General features: G+C 31.4%; 25 protein-coding genes and 1 pseudogene. 20 read left to right on the plus strand and 6 right to left on the minus strand.

Translation table 11 applies throughout. From position 1 onward, the window contains the following. Positions 1 to 61 precede the first annotated feature (61 nt). From CLOS_RS05715 to CLOS_RS05805, 20 genes and pseudogenes are all read left to right on the plus strand, one after another. The gene (locus CLOS_RS05715; protein ID WP_012158964.1) at positions 62 to 397 is read left to right on the plus strand and encodes an ArsR/SmtB family transcription factor; all 336 of its coding nucleotides are present in this window, start codon (positions 62 to 64) and stop codon (positions 395 to 397) included. A 159-nt stretch (positions 398 to 556) separates the two neighbouring features. Further along, entirely contained in the window at positions 557 to 853 is a 297-nt protein-coding gene (locus tag CLOS_RS05720; protein WP_408626277.1) for an ArsR/SmtB family transcription factor, read from the plus strand. A gap of 23 nt (positions 854 to 876) precedes the next feature. Further along, positions 877 to 2,142, plus strand: coding sequence for a radical SAM protein (locus tag CLOS_RS05725; protein ID WP_012158966.1), 1,266 nt, complete (start codon positions 877 to 879; stop codon positions 2,140 to 2,142). Positions 2,143 to 2,319: 177 nt separating this feature from the next. Then, entirely contained in the window at positions 2,320 to 2,694 is a 375-nt protein-coding gene (gene arsD, locus CLOS_RS05730) for an arsenite efflux transporter metallochaperone ArsD (protein WP_012158967.1), read from the plus strand. A 23-nt stretch (positions 2,695 to 2,717) separates the two neighbouring features. Beyond that, positions 2,718 to 4,466 carry an arsenical pump-driving ATPase gene (gene arsA / locus CLOS_RS05735; protein WP_012158968.1) on the plus strand — a complete coding sequence of 583 codons (1,749 nt, stop codon included), beginning with the start codon at positions 2,718 to 2,720 and terminating at the stop codon, positions 4,464 to 4,466. A 213-nt stretch (positions 4,467 to 4,679) separates the two neighbouring features. Continuing rightward, positions 4,680 to 4,901, plus strand: coding sequence for a hypothetical protein (locus CLOS_RS05740; RefSeq protein ID WP_012158969.1), 222 nt, complete (start codon positions 4,680 to 4,682; stop codon positions 4,899 to 4,901). 158 nt (positions 4,902 to 5,059) lie between these two features. Continuing rightward, a complete protein-coding gene (locus tag CLOS_RS05745) occupies positions 5,060 to 5,422 on the plus strand; it encodes an ArsR/SmtB family transcription factor (RefSeq protein ID WP_242649601.1) in 363 nt (120 codons plus the stop codon). Between the two features lie 110 nt (positions 5,423 to 5,532). Further along, positions 5,533 to 5,715: pseudogene (locus tag CLOS_RS16510) on the plus strand (hypothetical protein); the annotation flags it as partial. Positions 5,716 to 5,734: 19 nt separating this feature from the next. Further along, positions 5,735 to 6,136, plus strand: a complete 402-nt coding sequence (locus CLOS_RS05750) for an arsenate reductase ArsC (RefSeq protein WP_012158971.1) — start codon at positions 5,735 to 5,737, stop codon at positions 6,134 to 6,136. A 64-nt stretch (positions 6,137 to 6,200) separates the two neighbouring features. After that, positions 6,201 to 7,274: an ACR3 family arsenite efflux transporter gene (gene arsB / locus CLOS_RS05755; RefSeq protein ID WP_012158972.1), complete on the plus strand. Its 1,074-nt coding sequence runs from the start codon at positions 6,201 to 6,203 to the stop codon at positions 7,272 to 7,274. Positions 7,275 to 7,463: 189 nt separating this feature from the next. Continuing rightward, positions 7,464 to 7,874: a rhodanese-like domain-containing protein gene (locus CLOS_RS05760; RefSeq protein ID WP_012158973.1), complete on the plus strand. Its 411-nt coding sequence runs from the start codon at positions 7,464 to 7,466 to the stop codon at positions 7,872 to 7,874. A 514-nt stretch (positions 7,875 to 8,388) separates the two neighbouring features. Next, positions 8,389 to 9,348, plus strand: a complete 960-nt coding sequence (locus tag CLOS_RS05765; RefSeq protein WP_012158974.1) for a PstS family phosphate ABC transporter substrate-binding protein — start codon at positions 8,389 to 8,391, stop codon at positions 9,346 to 9,348. A gap of 137 nt (positions 9,349 to 9,485) precedes the next feature. Next, the gene (pstC, locus tag CLOS_RS05770) at positions 9,486 to 10,388 is read left to right on the plus strand and encodes a phosphate ABC transporter permease subunit PstC (protein ID WP_012158975.1); all 903 of its coding nucleotides are present in this window, start codon (positions 9,486 to 9,488) and stop codon (positions 10,386 to 10,388) included. After that, positions 10,388 to 11,287: a phosphate ABC transporter permease PstA gene (gene pstA / locus CLOS_RS05775; protein ID WP_012158976.1), complete on the plus strand. Its 900-nt coding sequence runs from the start codon at positions 10,388 to 10,390 to the stop codon at positions 11,285 to 11,287. Before pstC ends, pstA begins: the two co-directional genes overlap by 1 nt. Positions 11,288 to 11,312: 25 nt before the next feature. After that, the gene (gene pstB / locus CLOS_RS05780) at positions 11,313 to 12,068 is read left to right on the plus strand and encodes a phosphate ABC transporter ATP-binding protein PstB (RefSeq protein ID WP_012158977.1); all 756 of its coding nucleotides are present in this window, start codon (positions 11,313 to 11,315) and stop codon (positions 12,066 to 12,068) included. A gap of 19 nt (positions 12,069 to 12,087) precedes the next feature. Beyond that, complete coding sequence (gene phoU / locus CLOS_RS05785) at positions 12,088 to 12,738, plus strand: phosphate signaling complex protein PhoU (protein WP_012158978.1); 651 nt, start codon at positions 12,088 to 12,090, stop codon at positions 12,736 to 12,738. A gap of 83 nt (positions 12,739 to 12,821) precedes the next feature. Then, the gene (locus CLOS_RS05790; RefSeq protein WP_049753797.1) at positions 12,822 to 13,157 is read left to right on the plus strand and encodes an ArsR/SmtB family transcription factor; all 336 of its coding nucleotides are present in this window, start codon (positions 12,822 to 12,824) and stop codon (positions 13,155 to 13,157) included. A 35-nt stretch (positions 13,158 to 13,192) separates the two neighbouring features. Further along, positions 13,193 to 13,924, plus strand: coding sequence for a metallophosphoesterase family protein (locus tag CLOS_RS05795; RefSeq protein WP_012158980.1), 732 nt, complete (start codon positions 13,193 to 13,195; stop codon positions 13,922 to 13,924). Between the two features lie 301 nt (positions 13,925 to 14,225). Then, the gene (locus CLOS_RS05800; RefSeq protein ID WP_012158981.1) at positions 14,226 to 15,230 is read left to right on the plus strand and encodes a permease; all 1,005 of its coding nucleotides are present in this window, start codon (positions 14,226 to 14,228) and stop codon (positions 15,228 to 15,230) included. A gap of 116 nt (positions 15,231 to 15,346) precedes the next feature. Beyond that, positions 15,347 to 15,580, plus strand: a complete 234-nt coding sequence (locus tag CLOS_RS05805; protein ID WP_012158982.1) for a thioredoxin family protein — start codon at positions 15,347 to 15,349, stop codon at positions 15,578 to 15,580. 45 nt (positions 15,581 to 15,625) lie between these two features. Here CLOS_RS05805 and CLOS_RS05810 read toward each other — a convergent pair whose 3' ends face one another. From CLOS_RS05810 to CLOS_RS05835, 6 genes are all read right to left on the minus strand, one after another. After that, positions 15,626 to 15,961 (minus strand): hypothetical protein, encoded by a 336-nt coding sequence (locus CLOS_RS05810; RefSeq protein WP_012158983.1) that lies wholly within the window; start codon positions 15,959 to 15,961, stop codon positions 15,626 to 15,628. Beyond that, the gene (locus CLOS_RS05815) at positions 15,961 to 16,395 is read right to left on the minus strand and encodes a hypothetical protein (RefSeq protein ID WP_012158984.1); all 435 of its coding nucleotides are present in this window, start codon (positions 16,393 to 16,395) and stop codon (positions 15,961 to 15,963) included. Before CLOS_RS05815 ends, CLOS_RS05810 begins: the two co-directional genes overlap by 1 nt. 175 nt (positions 16,396 to 16,570) lie before the next feature. Then, on the minus strand, positions 16,571 to 16,795 hold the full coding sequence (locus CLOS_RS05820) for a DUF2922 domain-containing protein (RefSeq protein ID WP_012158985.1): 225 nt from the start codon (positions 16,793 to 16,795) through the stop codon (positions 16,571 to 16,573). 40 nt (positions 16,796 to 16,835) lie between these two features. Continuing rightward, the gene (locus CLOS_RS05825; protein ID WP_041719040.1) at positions 16,836 to 17,057 is read right to left on the minus strand and encodes a DUF1659 domain-containing protein; all 222 of its coding nucleotides are present in this window, start codon (positions 17,055 to 17,057) and stop codon (positions 16,836 to 16,838) included. A gap of 84 nt (positions 17,058 to 17,141) precedes the next feature. Further along, positions 17,142 to 17,555, minus strand: a complete 414-nt coding sequence (locus tag CLOS_RS05830) for a hypothetical protein (RefSeq protein WP_012158987.1) — start codon at positions 17,553 to 17,555, stop codon at positions 17,142 to 17,144. A gap of 151 nt (positions 17,556 to 17,706) precedes the next feature. Then, a complete protein-coding gene (locus tag CLOS_RS05835; protein ID WP_012158988.1) occupies positions 17,707 to 18,069 on the minus strand; it encodes a YcbK family protein in 363 nt (120 codons plus the stop codon). Between the last annotated feature and the right edge of the window lie 13 nt (positions 18,070 to 18,082).

Raw genomic sequence — 18,082 nt, forward strand, 5'->3', positions numbered from 1 at the left:
CAATAGACATAAAGAAAATTTATTAATAATTAGGAATTAAGAAGTAGAGAGGAAGTACGAAATGGATATGTTATTGAAAAAAGAGGAAATTGCTAGCCTCCGACTAACGAGCAAGTTACTTAAGGGATTTGCTGACTATTCTCGTTTATGTATTTTTGAAGTATTAAAAGATGGTGAGCGAACTGTGTCAGAGATTGTAGAAATTACAGGGATGAGTCAATCATCTATCTCTAATCATCTGAAGTGTTTAAGAGAATGCGACCTAGTTAACGATAGACAGGAAGGTAAGTATATTTATTATAGCATTAGTAATAATAAAGTTAATGATATTATTAATCTAGCTAGGGAAATTATTAAAGAAACCTCAGAAGAAAAATACAGATGCCTTAATTATTAATTTCGATTTAGAAAAAATAATTAACATAAGAGAATAGATAAAGGTGACTAGTTCGCCTTTTTTTTATGATGAAAATAGAAAATACATTGACACATATCTATTTGTAGGAATATAATGGATATAGATAAGTGTAAATACAAAAGTTAAATTAAAATAGAGGTGACTGAATTGAATAAGGATTATAAACAATATGCTTTACTTTTAAAAGCTCTAGGTGATGAAACAAGAGTAAAGATATTTAATATGCTTTCAAAGGGAGAACTTTGCGCTTGCGATATGCTAGAAGAATTTCATATAACACAGCCCACGCTTTCTTACCATATGAAGATATTAAGTGAAAGTGGTTTGGTTGATAGTAGGCGCGAAGGCGTATGGACAAAATATTCAATTAATGTAGATTTATTAAATCTATTAAAAAAGTTATTTGATGATATAGGTGAAAGTATAACAAAATGAAATAAACCATAGGGGGGATTTCAGTGCCATTAAAGGGAGATGAAAGATTAGTTCAAGAAACTGTTTTATTAGGCAAGGATGGAAATTTAACATTACCAAAATCAGTTTTAAGCAAACTTGGATTGTCAGATTCTAATAATGTTAAACTGATAATCAACGGAGAGTATATAGAGATACTACCGAACATTCATAGCCTATCAAAAGTATACATTGAACCAACAACCAAGTGTAATCTTAGGTGCACCACATGTATTAGGAATACTTGGAGTGAAACCATGGGAGAAATGAAAATAGAAGTATTTAATAGTTTAATTGAGCAACTTAAAAAGTTTAAAAATCTACAGACTATTATGTTTGGTGGTTTTGGTGAGCCAACATATCATAGTGAAATACTTTATATGATAAAAAAAGCTAAGTCCATTGGTGTAAGAGTTGAAATGACAACTAATGGCACACTTTTAAGTGAAAAGTTCATTAAAGGACTATTTGAAAGCCAGCTGGATACTTTATGGGTTTCTTTTGATGGTACTGATTCTGAAAAATTTGATGAAGTAAGAAAAGGTGCAAATTTTGTTAGTATAATGGATCGATTACAGATACTAAAAAAAATCAGTAATTTATATGATCATGAAATTGAACTAGGGATTGCTTTTGTAGCAATGAAATCAAATGTAAAAGAACTGGGCAATCTTCATAAGCTTATTAGAAAAGTGGAAGCAAAGAAGGTATCAATCAGCAATGTACTGCCATATGATAAGGAAATGCAAAAAGAGATATTATATGAGAGTGTAGTTTCAGATGATATTTTATTTCCTTCACATATGAAAACTGACATACGTATTCCTAGATTTGATTATAACAATACAACTAAAGATTCCCTACATTTATTATATAGATGTAATGGAAATATAAATCCTATGGGTAACAGAAACAATAATTATGAAAGAAGCTGCAAATTTATAAAAGAGAGATGTACCTTTATAAGATGGGATGGTAAAGTGGCTCCTTGCATGGGATTACTTCATTCCTATCTAACATATTCACATGATTACGAGAGAAATATAGAAGCCTACACATTAGGACATATATCGGAAGCAAAACTAATAGATATTTGGAATTCTGAAGAATATTCTATGTTTAGAGATAGTGTAGATAAATTTAATTTCTCTCCCTGTCAAACCTGCGGAGGCTGCGATAACTTAAAATCTAATAAAGAGGATTGTTTTGGAAGTAGAGCTCCTGTGTGTGGAGCGTGTCTTTGGGCACATGGAGTAATACAGTGTCCGTAAATTAAGGTATATATTTTTAGAAAAATATAATAATAAAATAGTGGAATTATATTGACAACATATAGATGATGGTCTATACTTAACACATAGATAGTTATCTATGTGAAATGACTAGTTATTTAAAGACTTTTTAAAAAATTAAATTTTAGTTTAAATAAAAAATAGGAGTGATTGTACATGAAAAAAATGGTTATATTTGAACCAGCTATGTGCTGTTCTACAGGAGTTTGTGGTCCATCTGTTGATAAGGAGCTTTTAAGAGTTTCTACTGTACTTAGTAATCTGAAAAGCAATGGAGTAGTAGTTGAAAGACATAATCTAACTAGTAATCCTTTGATATTCGTTCAAAACCAAGAAATAAATAGTATGTTAGATAAAGAAGGAATTGAAATTTTACCAGTTGTAATGGTTGATGGTAAAGTTGTAAAAACTAAAGGCTATCCAAATAATGAAGAGATTTGCTCTTTACTTAATATTACAGAAGATTACTTAAAAGCTTCAAATAAGAATGAAGATAAAGGATGCTGTGATCCGAATAGTGGTTGTTGCTAATAATATAAAGGAGATGAATATAAATGTTACTTAAAAACTTTGATCCAGCGGAGATCAACTTAACAAAATACTTATTTTTTACAGGAAAAGGAGGAGTTGGCAAAACATCAACAGCTTGTGCTATTGCAGTAGCTTTAGCAGATAAAGGTAAAAAAATTATGCTTATAAGTACTGATCCAGCTTCAAACCTGCAGGATGTATTTAATACAGAATTAAACAACAAAGGTGTACCTATAAAAGAAGTACCGAATTTAGTAGTAGCGAACTTTGAACCAGAAAAGGCAGCAGCAGAATATAAGGAAAGTGTAATAGCTCCATACAGAGGAAAGCTTCCTGAAGCAGTACTTACAAATATGGAAGAACAACTTTCAGGATCTTGTACAGTTGAAATAGCAGCGTTTAATGAATTCTCAGGTTTCATAACTGATGAAAAGGCATCAAAGGAATACGATCACATTATATTCGATACTGCACCTACAGGTCATACATTAAGAATGCTTCAATTACCTTCAGCATGGACTAATTTTATTAGCGAAAACACCCATGGTGCATCCTGTTTAGGACAGTTATCAGGTCTTGAAGATAAAAAAGAAATTTACAAGCATGCAGTGGAAAACTTAGCTGATGGAGGAAAAACTACACTGATTTTAGTATCTCGTCCAGAAGAATCAGCACTAAAAGAAGCTGAAAGAGCTTCTATAGAGCTTCAAGATATAGGAGTAAACAATCAACTTTTAGTAGTAAATGGAGTACTTAAAGTACATGATGACGAACTTTCAACATCTATTTATATTAAACAAAAATCTGCATTAGACAATATGCCAGAAGGGATTAAATCAATTCAAGCTTTTGAAATTCCATTAAGACCTTATAATGTAACTGGAATAGAAAATGTTAGATCCTTTTTTAACAGTGATAATATTAAGCATAGTACTGAAGTCTTAAATGTGGATAAGATTCCTAATTTAAATGATGTAATTGAGGATTTATATAAATCTGATAAAAAAGTGATTTTTACCATGGGTAAAGGTGGCGTAGGTAAAACTACAATAGCAGCTACTGTTGCTCTAGAACTAGCAAAGAAAGGTAAGAAAGTACATCTAACAACAACGGACCCAGCGGCACACTTAAAATTTGTTTTAGAGGAAGGTTATGGTATTACTATAAGCAATATTGATGAGAAAAAAGAGCTAGAAAAATATAAAGAAGAAGTATTAAGTAAAGCAAGAGAGACAATGAGTGGTGATGATTTAGCCTATATAGAAGAGGACCTAAGATCACCATGTACTCAAGAAATAGCAGTGTTTAGAGCATTTGCAGAAATAGTGGAAAGGTCAGAAAATGAAGTTGTAGTAATTGATACAGCACCTACAGGACATACACTATTATTGCTAGATTCAACTCAAAGTTATCACAAGGAAATTCAAAGATCCCAAGGAGATACACCAGAATCTGTTAAGAACTTACTGCCAAAACTAAGAGATGAGAAGCACACTGAAGTTTTAATTATAACGCTGCCTGAGGCCACTCCAGTTTACGAAGCAATAAGACTGAAAGAAGATTTAGAGAGAGCCGATATTTTTGTTAAATGGTGGGTTATTAACTCAAGCTTTTATGCTACTAATACAACAAATGATATTTTAAAAGTAAAAGCAGGTAATGAGGTTGGGTGGATCAATAAAGTAAATGAAGTATCCAAAGGAAACTTTGCAGTTATTAAGTGGACTCACGAAGAAGTAAAAGGTGAAAACCTAAGTAAACTTTTAAAATAGAACCTTTAAGTAGATTGATAAGGCAAAAATTAGTTGATTGGGAGTTTTACTCCCAATTAGCTAAATTCAATAAAGATAATTAGTGGAGGAGATCTTATGGAAGAAAAAATCAAAGTTCAAATGTTTGGAATTAAGGATGAAGTAGTTAAAGAACAATGTGGCTGAGGACCAAGCACAGACTGCGGTCCTAGTGAGGATCCAACAACAATAGAAATGTATAATGAACTTTATAAATTTCTTGAACAAACAGATGTTAAAGATAAGTTTGAAATGGAATTTATTGATATAGAAGAAAGTGATTTATCGCAGTATGAAAATGCAAAAAAAGTAATAGATAAAGGTTATCAACTACCTATTACATTAATAGGAGGAAGACCAGCATTTTCTGGTAAAGTTGATAGTTATAAAGCTTATCGAGTTCTACAAAGAATGTAATTAAGCTTTAGATAAGTCATCCACACTACTTTAGGCGATGGCTTATCCCTTTTATAATATTTTTACAGGAAATACTTTAGGATAAATATATGAAAAAATAATAATTGTATTTTTAATGACTAATGATAAAAATTTGACTTATAATATGCATGATACTCATGTATACAAGTGAGAAGGTGATTTTAATAGAAGATAAAATTGAGATATTCAAAGCCCTAAGCGATAAAAATAGACTTTTAATTTTAGATATGATCTCATGTGGTGAGCTTTGCGCTTGTGATATTATGGATGTTTTAAATTTGACCCAACCAACGATTTCCCATCATATGAAAGTACTTCAAAAGTGTGAGCTTGTTGATGCAAGAAAAGAAGGGAAATGGGTGTTTTATTCAATTAATATGGAAAGGGTAGATGAACTACAAGGATTTATTAAACAATTAACATCTACGAAAGAGAACTGTATCTGCAAAGGACATATTAATGATTGTTCTAAAGTTGATTGTCATTTAAGTGAGAGGTAAGGTGAAGGTCTATGAAAATTACCATAGATCAAGGTGCTATCTCATATATTTTTGAGAATGGCAAATGCGCAACTATTCGATATAGTAAAAAAGGATGATGTCATTCAGGCGTAGTAGATGTACCAGTGATACATCTAGGGGAGCCTGAAAGTAATCTGGATGATTACAAAAAATATAGTTTAGAAAATATCACTTTATACTATCCTAAAAAGTTAGAGTCAGAACGCGAAGAAATTATAATATCTGTATCAAAGTTATTAAAGTGGAAAAAGTTAACCTTAGACGGATACTAATGAAAATGGAGGAATTAATATGAAGAAAAAAGTAGCATTTGTGTGTGTTCATAATTCATGTAGATCTCAAATGGCAGAAGCATGGGCAAAAAAACTGGGAAGTCATGTACTTGAAGTATATTCAGCAGGAACAGAGAATTACCATGAAGTAAAGCCTGGAGCGGTTCAGGTAATGGAGGAAGCGGGACTTGATATGAGTGAGCATTATCCAAAGCTTCTAACGGATATACCAGAAGAAGTAGATATTCTAATTACTATGGGTTGTAACGTAGCTTGCCCTTTTGTACCATGCAGCCATACTGAAGACTGGGGACTTGAAGACCCATCAGGTGGACCAATTGAAGGATTTAGAAATACCAGGAATTTAATTAAGGCTAAAGTAGAAGATCTTATTAAAAGAGTAGAAAATGGAGAACTATAGATTATTAATATGGCACTAATAATAAATAAATAAATTATAAATTTTATTGAATGGAGGTTATGTAATGAGTAATGAAAATGTTGAACAAAAAGGAAGTGGATTAGGTTCTTTTCAAAGATACTTAACTGTTTGGGTAGCTGCTTGTATTGTAATTGGAGTAGCAGTAGGTCGGTTTTTACCAGTTATTCCTGAAACATTAAGTCAATGGGAATATGCACAAGTATCTATTCCTACAGCAATTTTAATTTGGTTAATGATATATCCAATGATGTTAAAAATTGATTTTTCAAGTATAGTGGAAGCTTTAAAAATGCCAAAAGGATTAATTGTTACATGCGCTACAAACTGGCTAATTAAACCATTTACAATGTTTTTCTTTGCTTGGTTGTTTTTAAAAGTTATATTTGCTAATTTTATTCCAGATGCCTTAGCAACAGAGTATCTTGCAGGCGCCGTATTATTAGGGGCTGCTCCTTGTACAGCTATGGTATTTGTTTGGAGTCATTTAACTAAAGGAAATCCAGCTTATACACTAGTTCAGGTAGCAGTTAATGACCTAATAATATTAGTAGCTTTTACGCCGATTGTAGCATTCTTACTAGGTGTTGGAGATGTTTCAGTTCCACTAGATACATTGATATTATCAACGATATTATTCGTAGTTATTCCTTTATTAGCTGGATATTTATCAAGGAAATATGTTATTAAAAATAGAGGAATGGATTATTTTGAAAATGTTTTTCTAAAAAAATTCGACAATATTACTACTATTGGACTACTTTTAACATTAATTATGCTATTCTCATTCCAAGGTGATGTTATTATGAACAATCCGTTCCATATTGTTTTAATTGCAGTTCCATTAACTATTCAGACATTTTTTATCTTTTTCTTTGCTTATGGCTGGGCAAAGGCTTGGAAACTTCCTCATAATGTAGCTGCACCAGCTGGAATGATCGGTGCAAGTAACTTCTTTGAGCTTTCAGTTGCAGTAGCAATATCATTATTTGGATTACAATCAGGAGCAGCATTAGCAACAGTAGTTGGAGTATTAGTCGAAGTACCAACAATGCTTGCCTTAGTTAAAATTGCAAATAATACAAGGCATTGGTTTCCTGAAGTAAGTAAGGGAAATTAATAAATAAGGAATAATAACTTTTTAACTTAAATATTAAATAGAATATAAATTTCGACGTTAAAGATAAGTCATCTAAGCAAGTAAAGTAGATGGCTTATCTTTTATTGTGTATACAACAAAGTTCCCGGGACTCATCTTGAGTCTTGATGGTGAGGCTCCTAGTAGAAAATAAAAGAGGAGGAAAAATTTATGAGTCATTCTGATGTTAGAAATGAATTTCAGAAAAACCCAGTCGCCCTTTCTCCAAGAGAAGCATATGCTCACATTCAAGATGGGGCAGTAATTATTGATATACGGCCAGAATATGAAACTAATTACCGTGTTTTTGGTGTTCATACTGTATATTTGCTTTCATATAGTACCTACAAAGAAAAATTTCATGAAATTCCTAAGGAAAAACGATTGATTATCGCCGACAGTGTAGGCCTAAAAAGCCCTGAAATATCAAAATTTTTCCATGATCAGGGATATCCTCAAGTAGCATACTTGGCTGGTGGAGTAGTAGCATGGGATAAAGATGGGCTTCCATTAATAAAAGATTTAAGATATGAACTTAACGGTGGATGCGCTTGCATGCTTAGGCCTAAAAAAGTTGACTAGGAATAACACTCTATTTTTAGTTTTGATTAAAAATATTAATCTAGTGTGTTTAGATATTTTCTTATTATATTCAAACCTCTTAAACTTTAAATTTGAAAAGTATAAGGGGTTTTTATATTACTTAACATAAAATTAACATAGCACCTATTTACATATCAGGATATCATGATATAATGAAATAGAACAGGAAAGTTAATACTAATTGAGAGGTGATCAGATGAGATGGAAAATGTATACGTATTAATTGGAGTTTGTATAGGGTTACTGTTTATAAGATATGTACATTATAAGTCTAAAATTGCAAGAAGGTGCAGAAATAAAAAGAGATAGCAAATCAAGAATCTGAAAAATGAATATTAACACAACTGATTAGAATAAGATTATCAGCTTTTTAGGAAAGAGTAAAAATTAAAAACTAAATACTTAATATAAAAACACAATTAAAATATTATTAGCACTCTTATGAAATATTTCATAAGAATTAAAATTTAAAGTAATGAAGGGAGAATTTTAAATGAAATTATTTAAAAACAAATTTACAAGCCTATCTATCATTTTAGTAATAGCAATGCTTATTTTAGCAGGTTGTGGGAGCAAATCGCCAGATAAATCAGGACAAGCACTTAAAGGTAATGAAGGAAAATTATCCGGAGAAATTAGAATTGATGGTTCATCTACTGTATTTCCAATAACAGAAGCTATTGCAGAAGAATTTAGAGCCGTAAACTCAGATGTACGAGTTCCAGTAGGTGTTTCTGGTACAGGTGGGGGATTCAAAAAGTTTATTGCTAAAGAGACAGATGTAAATGATGCTTCTAGGCCTATAAAAGATCAAGAAGCTAAGGATGCCAAGGCAAACGGTGTGGAATACACGGAGCTAAAGGTTGCATTTGATGGATTATCCGTATTGGTAAATCCACAAAATACTTGGGTAGATAACTTGACTGTAGATGAATTGAAGAAAATTTGGGCGCCAGATAGTAATATAAAAATGTGGAGTGATGTTAGACCAGAGTGGCCAGCAGAACAAATTAAGTTCTATGCTCCAGGAACAGATTCTGGTACATTTGATTATTTTACAGAAGAAATAAATGGTGAAAGTGGTGCTATTAGACCAGATTTTACAGGAAGCGAAGATGATAACATTTTGGTACAAGGGATTGCAGGAGATAAAAATGCATTAGGATTCTTTGGGTATGCTTACTATGAAGAGAACAAAGATAAGGTAAAAACTGTTCCTATCGATAATGGAGATGGACCTGTCGAACCAACGTATGACACTATTAAAAGTGGAGCATATGCACCACTATCAAGACCAATATTTATTTACGTAAATAATGATTCTTTAGCTAGACTAGAAGTGAAAGAATTTATAACTTTCTATTTAGAAACAGCAAAAGATATTGTTAGGGAGGTAGGCTATATAGCACTACCAGATGAAGAGTACGAAGCTGAATTAGAAAGTATTAAATAAATATATAAAGTATATATAGGAAACGCCTTCAAGAAAGTTGAGGGCGATTGCTATAGTAAAGATGCAACTATGTTATCAATATAATAAACTTGATGATTAAACACGATAATTAAGAATGTTTTAGTGGGAGGTCTATGATGGAAAGCAGAAAAGAAAAAAAGAATAAAATTAAAAACGGAGAGTTTATTATTGAAAAAATATTATTAATTTGCGCTATGATATCTATTTTGACTACAGTAGCAATTGTATTTACATTATTTGGAGAAACTTTTAGCTTTTTTAAAGAAGTATCTATAGTAGAATTCTTTACTAGTACTAAATGGACGCCTACTTTACAGCCGAGAAACTTCGGTATCTTACCTTTATTAATAGGTACAATGATGATTGCGGTTGGATCTAGTATTATCGCTCTTCCTCTAGGATTAGGTAGTGCAATTTATCTTAGTGAGTATGCACCAAAGAAGGTGCGCAAGGTTATTAAACCTGTACTAGAAATATTAGCTGGAATTCCATCCATTGTATATGGCTTTTTTGCATTGAATTTTATAACTCCAATTTTACAGAGAATCTTGCCGGAGACTCAGGTTTTTAATGCAGCAAGTGCTAGTATCGCAGTAGGAATCATGATTATACCTATGGTGGCATCCCTAAGTGAGGATGCAATGATGGCTGTTCCTGATTCTATAAGGCAAGGGGCATACGCTCTTGCTTCTACTAAATTTGAAGTAGCTACGAGGGTAATTGTGCCAGCTGCATTATCGAGTATTGGATCCGCATTCGTACTAGCAATATCTCGTGCTATTGGGGAAACCATGATTGTAGCTATTGCTGCAGGCCAAAGTCCTGTATTAACACTGAATCCTTTAAACAGCATACAAACAATGACAGGATTTATGGTAAATATAAGCTTAGGAGATATTCAACATGGAACTGTAGAATATAAGACCTTATTTGCTGTAGGTGCATTACTTTTTCTAATTACATTGATGTTGAATATTTTAGCTAGAAGAATTGTGAATAAATACAGGGAGGAATATTAATGGATATAGGTATGCAAAATCAAATTAAAAAGAATAAAACATCTAAAAATACCAGAATTAGAAAATTTAAAAATTCATTATTCCATGGATTACTCTTGTTATCAATAGGATTCGGGATAGTAGCATTATTCCTTTTAATATTTCAAGTCTTAAGAACTGGACTTGAGTGGATAAACTGGGACTTTATCACAAGTATGCCTTCGAGATTTCCCCAAAAAGCAGGAATATTCTCAGCTTTGGTAGGTAGTATTTGGACAATAGGACTTACAGCGTTATTTTCACTTCCCATAGGTGTAGGAACCGCTATATATTTGGAAGAATACGCAGATAAAAGAACATGGCACAATAAGGTGTTACAACTAAATATATCAAATCTAGCAGGGGTTCCTTCTATTGTATATGGTATTTTAGGGCTAACTGTATTTGTGAGATTCTTTAATTTTGAGAGAAGTATTTTGTCAGGTGCACTGACTTTAACATTGTTAATTTTGCCTGTTATTATTGTATCGGCACAAGAAGCAATAAAAAGTGTTCCTAATTCTTTAAGAGAGGGATCTTTGGCCTTAGGAGTAACTAAGTGGCAGACGGTTACAGGTGTTGTATTGCCATATGCACTTCCTGGTATCTTAACGGGATCAATATTGGCTATCTCTAGGGCTATGGGTGAAGCTGCACCACTTATTATGGTAGGTGCAGCAGGTTATGTGGCTTTTCTGCCAAGAGGGCCAATGGATTCCTTTACAGTATTGCCAATACAAATATTTAACTGGACATCTAGACCTCAAGCAGAATTCCAAAATATTGCATCAGCAGGAATTATTGTTTTAATGTTTTTATTACTTTCAGCAAATGCAGTAGCCATTATTTTAAGAAATAAATATCAAAATAGGATGCATTAACTAGGTTATTGAGGGAGGATAAAAAATGAAACTGAAGATGAAGGTAGAAAATCTTAATTTTTATTATGGAAACTTTAAAGCTTTAGATACAATCAATTTAGATATAGAAGAAAAAAAGATTACGGCACTAATTGGTCCTTCCGGTTGTGGAAAATCTACTTTTATTAGAACATTAAACAGAATGAATGATTTAATAGAAGATACTAGAGTAGAAGGAAGAATACTTCTGGAAGGAAAAGATATTATAAAGGACGAAACTGATGTAGTTGAATTGAGGAAGCGAGTAGGGATGGTATTTCAAAAGCCTAATCCTTTTCCAAAGTCAATTTATGAAAATATAGTATATGGACCGAGAAGACATGGGATAAAAAATAAAAAAGAGTTGGATAAAATTGTAGAGAAAAGTTTAACTAGAGCAGCATTATGGGATGAAGTAAAAGATAAACTTCAACAGTCAGCATTAGCTCTATCAGGGGGGCAACAGCAAAGGCTTTGTATTGCAAGATGTTTAGCCATGGAGCCAGAGATAATATTAATGGATGAACCGACATCAGCTTTAGATCCAATTGCAACATTAAAAATTGAGGAACTTTTAGAGGAACTGAGAAAAGAATATACTATTATCATAGTTACTCACTCCATGCAACAGGCAGGAAGAATTTCTGATAACACAGCATTTTTTCTAAGTGGAGAAGTAGTAGAATTTGGAGAAACAAAAAAAATATTTACAAAACCTAGAAATCAGAGAACAGAAGATTATATTACAGGTAGATTCGGTTAAAATATTGGGAGGAATGTATATGAGAACGCATTTTGCTAAAGATATAAGACTACTGAAAGAAATGTTTATTGAAATGGGGAAACAATCACAGCAAGTAATTAAATTATCTGTTGAATCATTGAAAGAGCAGAATATTGAAAAAGCCAATTTAGCAATTAAGCTAGATGATAAAGTGGATGAACTAGACTTTGAAATAGAAAACAAGTGTTTACTATTAATTGCCTTACAACAACCTATTGCTAAGGATTTAAGAAGTGTGGGAACGCTGTTGAAGATAATAACAGATATGGAGAGAATAGGAGATTATGGTGTAAATATTGCTAAAGTAACATTAGACATACAAAACGAAAAATTAATTAAACCTTTAATTGATATCCCAAGAATGACCGAGATTATAGAGAGAATGCTAGATAAAAGTATGGAAAGCTTTATGAATGAAGATATTGAATTAGCTAGAAATGTAGCTGAAATGGATGATGAAGTTGATATGATTTATACAAATATTAATGATGAGCTTATGGATATTATAGCTCAGAATCCAACAACATTAAAACAAGCCACGTGTCTATTATTGGTGGCTCGATACCTTGAAAGAATTGCTGATCATATCACAAATATCTGTGAGAGAATAATATATATGGTAACAGGGGAGAGAGTTGAAATTAATTAAGTATTGGTATAGAATATAACATGATATGTTGATAATAAAATATGAAGATATTATGTTATATTTTTATGAGAGAAGGTATTGATATGACTGGACAATTAAAAAATGAAGATATTATGAGATTAAAATTGCTTAGTAAATTTTTTAAAGGGTTTGCTGATTACAATAGACTTTGTATATTTGAAAGTCTTATGGATAGTGAAAAGACTGTATCTGAAATTATTGAGTATACAGGTTTTAGTCAGTCAAAAATATCGAATCATCTAAAATGTTTGAGAGAGAGTGATCTTGTAGATGCAAGACAAGATGGTAAGTACACCTATTATTGCATTAAAGATGATAAGATTAGGACTATTTTATCTATAGCAAATGATTCAGTTAAGGACGTGTCAGAAGAAAAATACAATTGTATGAGATACTAGATTCTATTTAAATTACTTCAAGGGAGTGAAGTAACATGACAAAGAAAATAGCTTTGATTGCTGATGTACATGGCAATATAGAAGCTTTAAAAAATGTATTAAAAGATATATCAGAAAGACAAATAGATAATCGTGATATATATTGTTTGGGTGATTTAGTAGGTTATGGACCTAGGCCTGATGAGGTTATACAATTGATAATAGAAAAAAATATTCATTCTGTTCTTGGAAATTATGATGAAGCTGTAGGTTTTTATCTACCTACTTGCGGATGCAGTATAGAATCTGAAAATGATAGAATGAAAACAAAGAACTCTTTAAGCTGGACTGTTGAGAATACTTCTGATGAAAATAAAGAATTCCTTAGAGAGCTTGAGGAGCAAATATCATTAGAAATCGAAGGATATCAATTATTATTGACTCATGGAAGTCCAATATCTATAAATGACTATATTTATGAGAATGATCTAGAAAAACAAGAAGAAATTGTTGAAGTACTAGAGGAAGATATACTTGTATTTGGACATACACACTATCCATATTATAAAAAGGTAAATAATAAACTTTTTATTAATCCGGGAAGCGTAGGTAGACCGAAAGATGGTGACAATAGAGCTTGTTATTGTATTGTAGAATTTGGAGAAAAAATTGATGTTGAGTTTATAAGAATTTCATACGATATAGAGAAAGTAGCTAAAGAAATCGAACAATCTGAACTCTTAGATGTTTTTGCACAGGTATTGAGGACAGGTAGAGATGTTAAATAGTAAAATAGAGATAAAATAAAAGAGCTGATTTAGGTAGTTTAGAACCACTTAAATCAGCTCTTTTTCGCGAATAACATAGTTTTTTGGATCTATCTAGAGTCTTGATTGTGTTGATGGGTGAAGTTTATTTTTCACTTAAATTAATTTTTATCAATAATATATGTTAAAAACTTATTATTTATATTGACAATTATCTATGTCTAGGAATATAATGTATATAGATAATTATCTATATATTAAAAACTAAATATAATATAAAAAAGTAAATTAAAGTAATTAAAAAGTTAGGAGATGAATTATTATGTTTATTTTTCAATGGTTAAATGCACAACTGCTTAAAATGGAATGGCTTTTTAATCTAGTTAGAGTATTAGTTGAAAATCTATTTGGTTTAAGTATTGAAAGTAGGTTAGGTGGTAGTATACATTTCTTTATTTATGACGTAATTAAAATATTTATATTACTATCTGTTTTAATATTTGGTATTTCATATATTCAAAGTTTTTTCCCACCAGAGCGAACTAAGAAAATTTTAGGTAGATTTAATGGAATTACGGCAAATATACTGGCTGCCTTACTTGGAACTGTTACACCTTTCTGCTCTTGCTCTTCTATTCCATTATTTATTGGATTTACAAGTGCAGGACTACCAATCGGTGTTACATTTTCATTCTTAATATCTTCACCATTAGTAGATTTAGCATCAGTTCTTTTACTTGCCAGTATATTCAACTGGAAAATAGCAATAGCATATGTTGTTGTAGGTTTAGTGCTTGCAGTGATAGGAGGAACTATAATTAGTAAATCTAATCTTGAAGAATATGTAGAACCATTTGTATATAGCAATAAGATGCTTGAAATGGAGCAAGAGGAGTTAACTACAAGAGATAGAGTAGACTTTGCAAAGGATCAAGTATTGGATATTATTAAAAAGGTTTGGTTATATATTTTAATAGGTGTAGGAATAGGTGCTGCTATTCATAACTATATTCCAGAATCAGTAATTAGTGCATTATTAGGTAAGGATAAATGGTATTCTGTATTACTTGCAAGCTTTGTTGGTATACCAATGTACGCAGATATTTTTGGAACATTACCTATTGCTGAAGCCTTAGTTGCAAAAGGAGTAGGACTTGGTACTGCATTATCCTTTATGATGGGTGTAACTGCACTTTCACTTCCATCTATAATAATGCTTAAAAAGGTTGTTAAATCAAAACTTTTAGGTATTTTTATAGGGATTGTTAGCTTAGGTATCATTATAATTGGTTATGCATTTAATGCTTTTGGGCATTTATTTATATAATAAATATTGATTGAAATAGAAAAGGTTGTAAGAAGATTGAAGTGATTAGCAATATATTAATAGCATTTCATACGACTTATGCAAGGTGTAAAAAATAATATTTAGGAGGGTTTATTATGTTAATTAAAATTTTAGGTTCAGGATGTAGAAGCTGCACAATTTTAAAAGAAAACACAGAGGAAGCATTAAAAGAAGTAGGCATGGAAGCTGAAATCATTAAGGTAGAAGATTTTGTGGATATTATGGAATATGGTGTAATGTCAACTCCAGCCCTTGTTATTGATGAAAAAGTCGTATCCTATGGAAAGGTTTTAAAACCTAAGGAAATTGTAAAAATCTTAAATAAGTAAGCTAAATAAAACAAGGATAGTCCTATGATATAACATATTCATAGGCTATCCTTTGTCTATATCTTTTTTTATTCTATACATATAATTGATAAAAGTTTTTATGTTCTTTATATTACTATACCGGACCATTAATTCAAAACTAATAATCCCAAAGATATAGCAAATAGCTGTAAATGGTTTATATGATATTTTATTAAGTAAATATTCCGAGGCACCATATAATAGAATAGTCACAGCTAAAGAAGATGTAAGTACTTTAAATATTAAAACCTTGGGTATCTTTTCTAAAAATGTATCTAACATATCCTTAGAGAAAGCCCCTAGAAAGCTAAATACATAAATATAAATAAAGAGAAGGAGATCTTCTTGTGTAACTAACATTACTTAACACCTTCTTTAGATATTAAAGAAGAGCTTGAATTTATATTAGTTTTCTTATTAATTGCTGTATTAAGAAGACTTTTAGAACGATTCCTTTTATCTGTTTCTGTGGTAAGGATAAAATTATGAGCTGAAGCCAGGCTAATAAAGGATAAAAATAAGATAATAATATTAATAAATATTTTCTTATGCTGCTCCTCTTTGACATTGTTTGTTTCTGTTACATCTATCATAGGAATCTGATTACTCTTACTAGAAACATTAGAATCTTTTAATGGAGTTTTAGCAGCTGCAATATAAATAATAGAATCCTTGGCTAAATCATTAGAAGTATATAGCTCTTTATAAGATGAATATATACTAGTTGATAGGGTAGTTGTAATTATACATAAAATTATTGCTACTGTTTTAGTAATAATAATTTTATTTTTCAATTATTTTCACCTTCCTTTCCTTTAGACAGAATTTATTTTTAAGATTTTCAATATTGATTTTGTTGAAATACATTATAGAAATTATAATTTGTTTAAGTCTTAAAAAATACGCAGTTTCTTATGTGTTTAGAAGGGTATAGCAAAACGCTATACCCCTTGTAATTAAACTTTAAAACTACAGCTCTGCAACTTCAAGGTCTGTAGTAGATGTCTCTACTAGGAAAGCACTATCAACAGCAATTAAATCCCCTGCATTAGAATGAATAATGTTCTTAGCTATAATAAGATCCATTACTGTTTTTACTTCAGCTGCATCTAGATCATCCCTAGGTACGCCTACTCTAAGGCTTACCTTTTTATCTTGGTCTGTCTTAAATACCATTTGCAGATATTTCTCCATAGGTCATCCTCCTTTCTTATTTAGTGGACTTCATAGTAAACTACTCCATCAGTTCACATCTTTCTGCCATGTTGACAGTTTTTACAGAGTATGGGTAAAGACTAGCTACAGCAAGAGCAACTTCATAAACATCATCTAAAGTGGAATCGGTTTTAAAGTTAGCAATAGTTCTTGTCATAATCTTTTCCCTACCTTCACCATCAAGACCTGTGATGAATCTACATGAAGCACTTCTTGTTTCGTTAAACTTCATAACAGCCATAGAATTTCCTCCTTTCCTATTAAATTGCCTGTGCATAAAACTGTGTATAATGTGTGGATAAAATACAGGCAGTATATTATAAACTTACATATTTGAAAAATCAAAGGTTTTAAGGATTTTATCTGTATCTGGTAGATTTTCATCATAATCTAAGTCGAATAAATCCTCATCTTCATCATCAATATTGACTTCCTCTATGTCTTCATCTTCTGCGTTTTCAGCCACTGTAGTATGATTAACGGGGCATATTTCGCCTTGAGTAGGATAGAGTTTTCTTAATTGTTCTCTTTCTAAGATTTCCTCCATAGATAACTGAAGAGACTGCAGATGTACTTTTACTTCTTCATTTGGCCTGAACTTACGAATAGCAATTAAATTGTCATCATTAAGTTCAATATCACTTAAAGTAATTGTAATAGTTTGAGTCCAATTTTCAGCAGCTACCTTATTTGTGATATCTATCTTCTTTATTTTTGCAATTATCATTGTGCAGGGCATTAAAACACCTCCTCATATAGAAATTATAAATATGTGTCTAAATAATAGCTTGTAGAAGCAGAACTTCAACAGTATTTTGAACACTTAACATTTTAAACGAATGTTAGAAATTGAGTACGATATGAGTCGATTCGGTAGCATCAGACGAATTTTAATAGCCACCTTTAAAGTGATATTTATTAGGTCTAACGTCTACATGGACAAAGTTAGAATACGTACCTATTCCAGTAAATCCAACTTCCTCTGCAGCCTTTGCAATTTGGGTAGGGGTATAGCCTGGGGAGTATATATCTGCAGCCATACCTTTCATGTGATAGCTATTAGATGATCCACCTACACGTTTGTTACATTCTAGGGTTCTGTATCCAGATGTAATGTTAATAGGGTTATTTAATTTAACCCTTAGTAGTTGAAGCTTTTCTAATAACTTACTATCTAGCTTTACAACTGATCCACCGTGACTACATTCAAACTCTTTAAGTTTAAAGTTTTTAGATATTTGTATGTTGTTCATAGAATTCTCCTTT

The organism is Alkaliphilus oremlandii OhILAs, from assembly GCF_000018325.1.
GTDB lineage: Bacteria > Bacillota > Clostridia > Peptostreptococcales > Natronincolaceae > Alkaliphilus_B > Alkaliphilus_B oremlandii.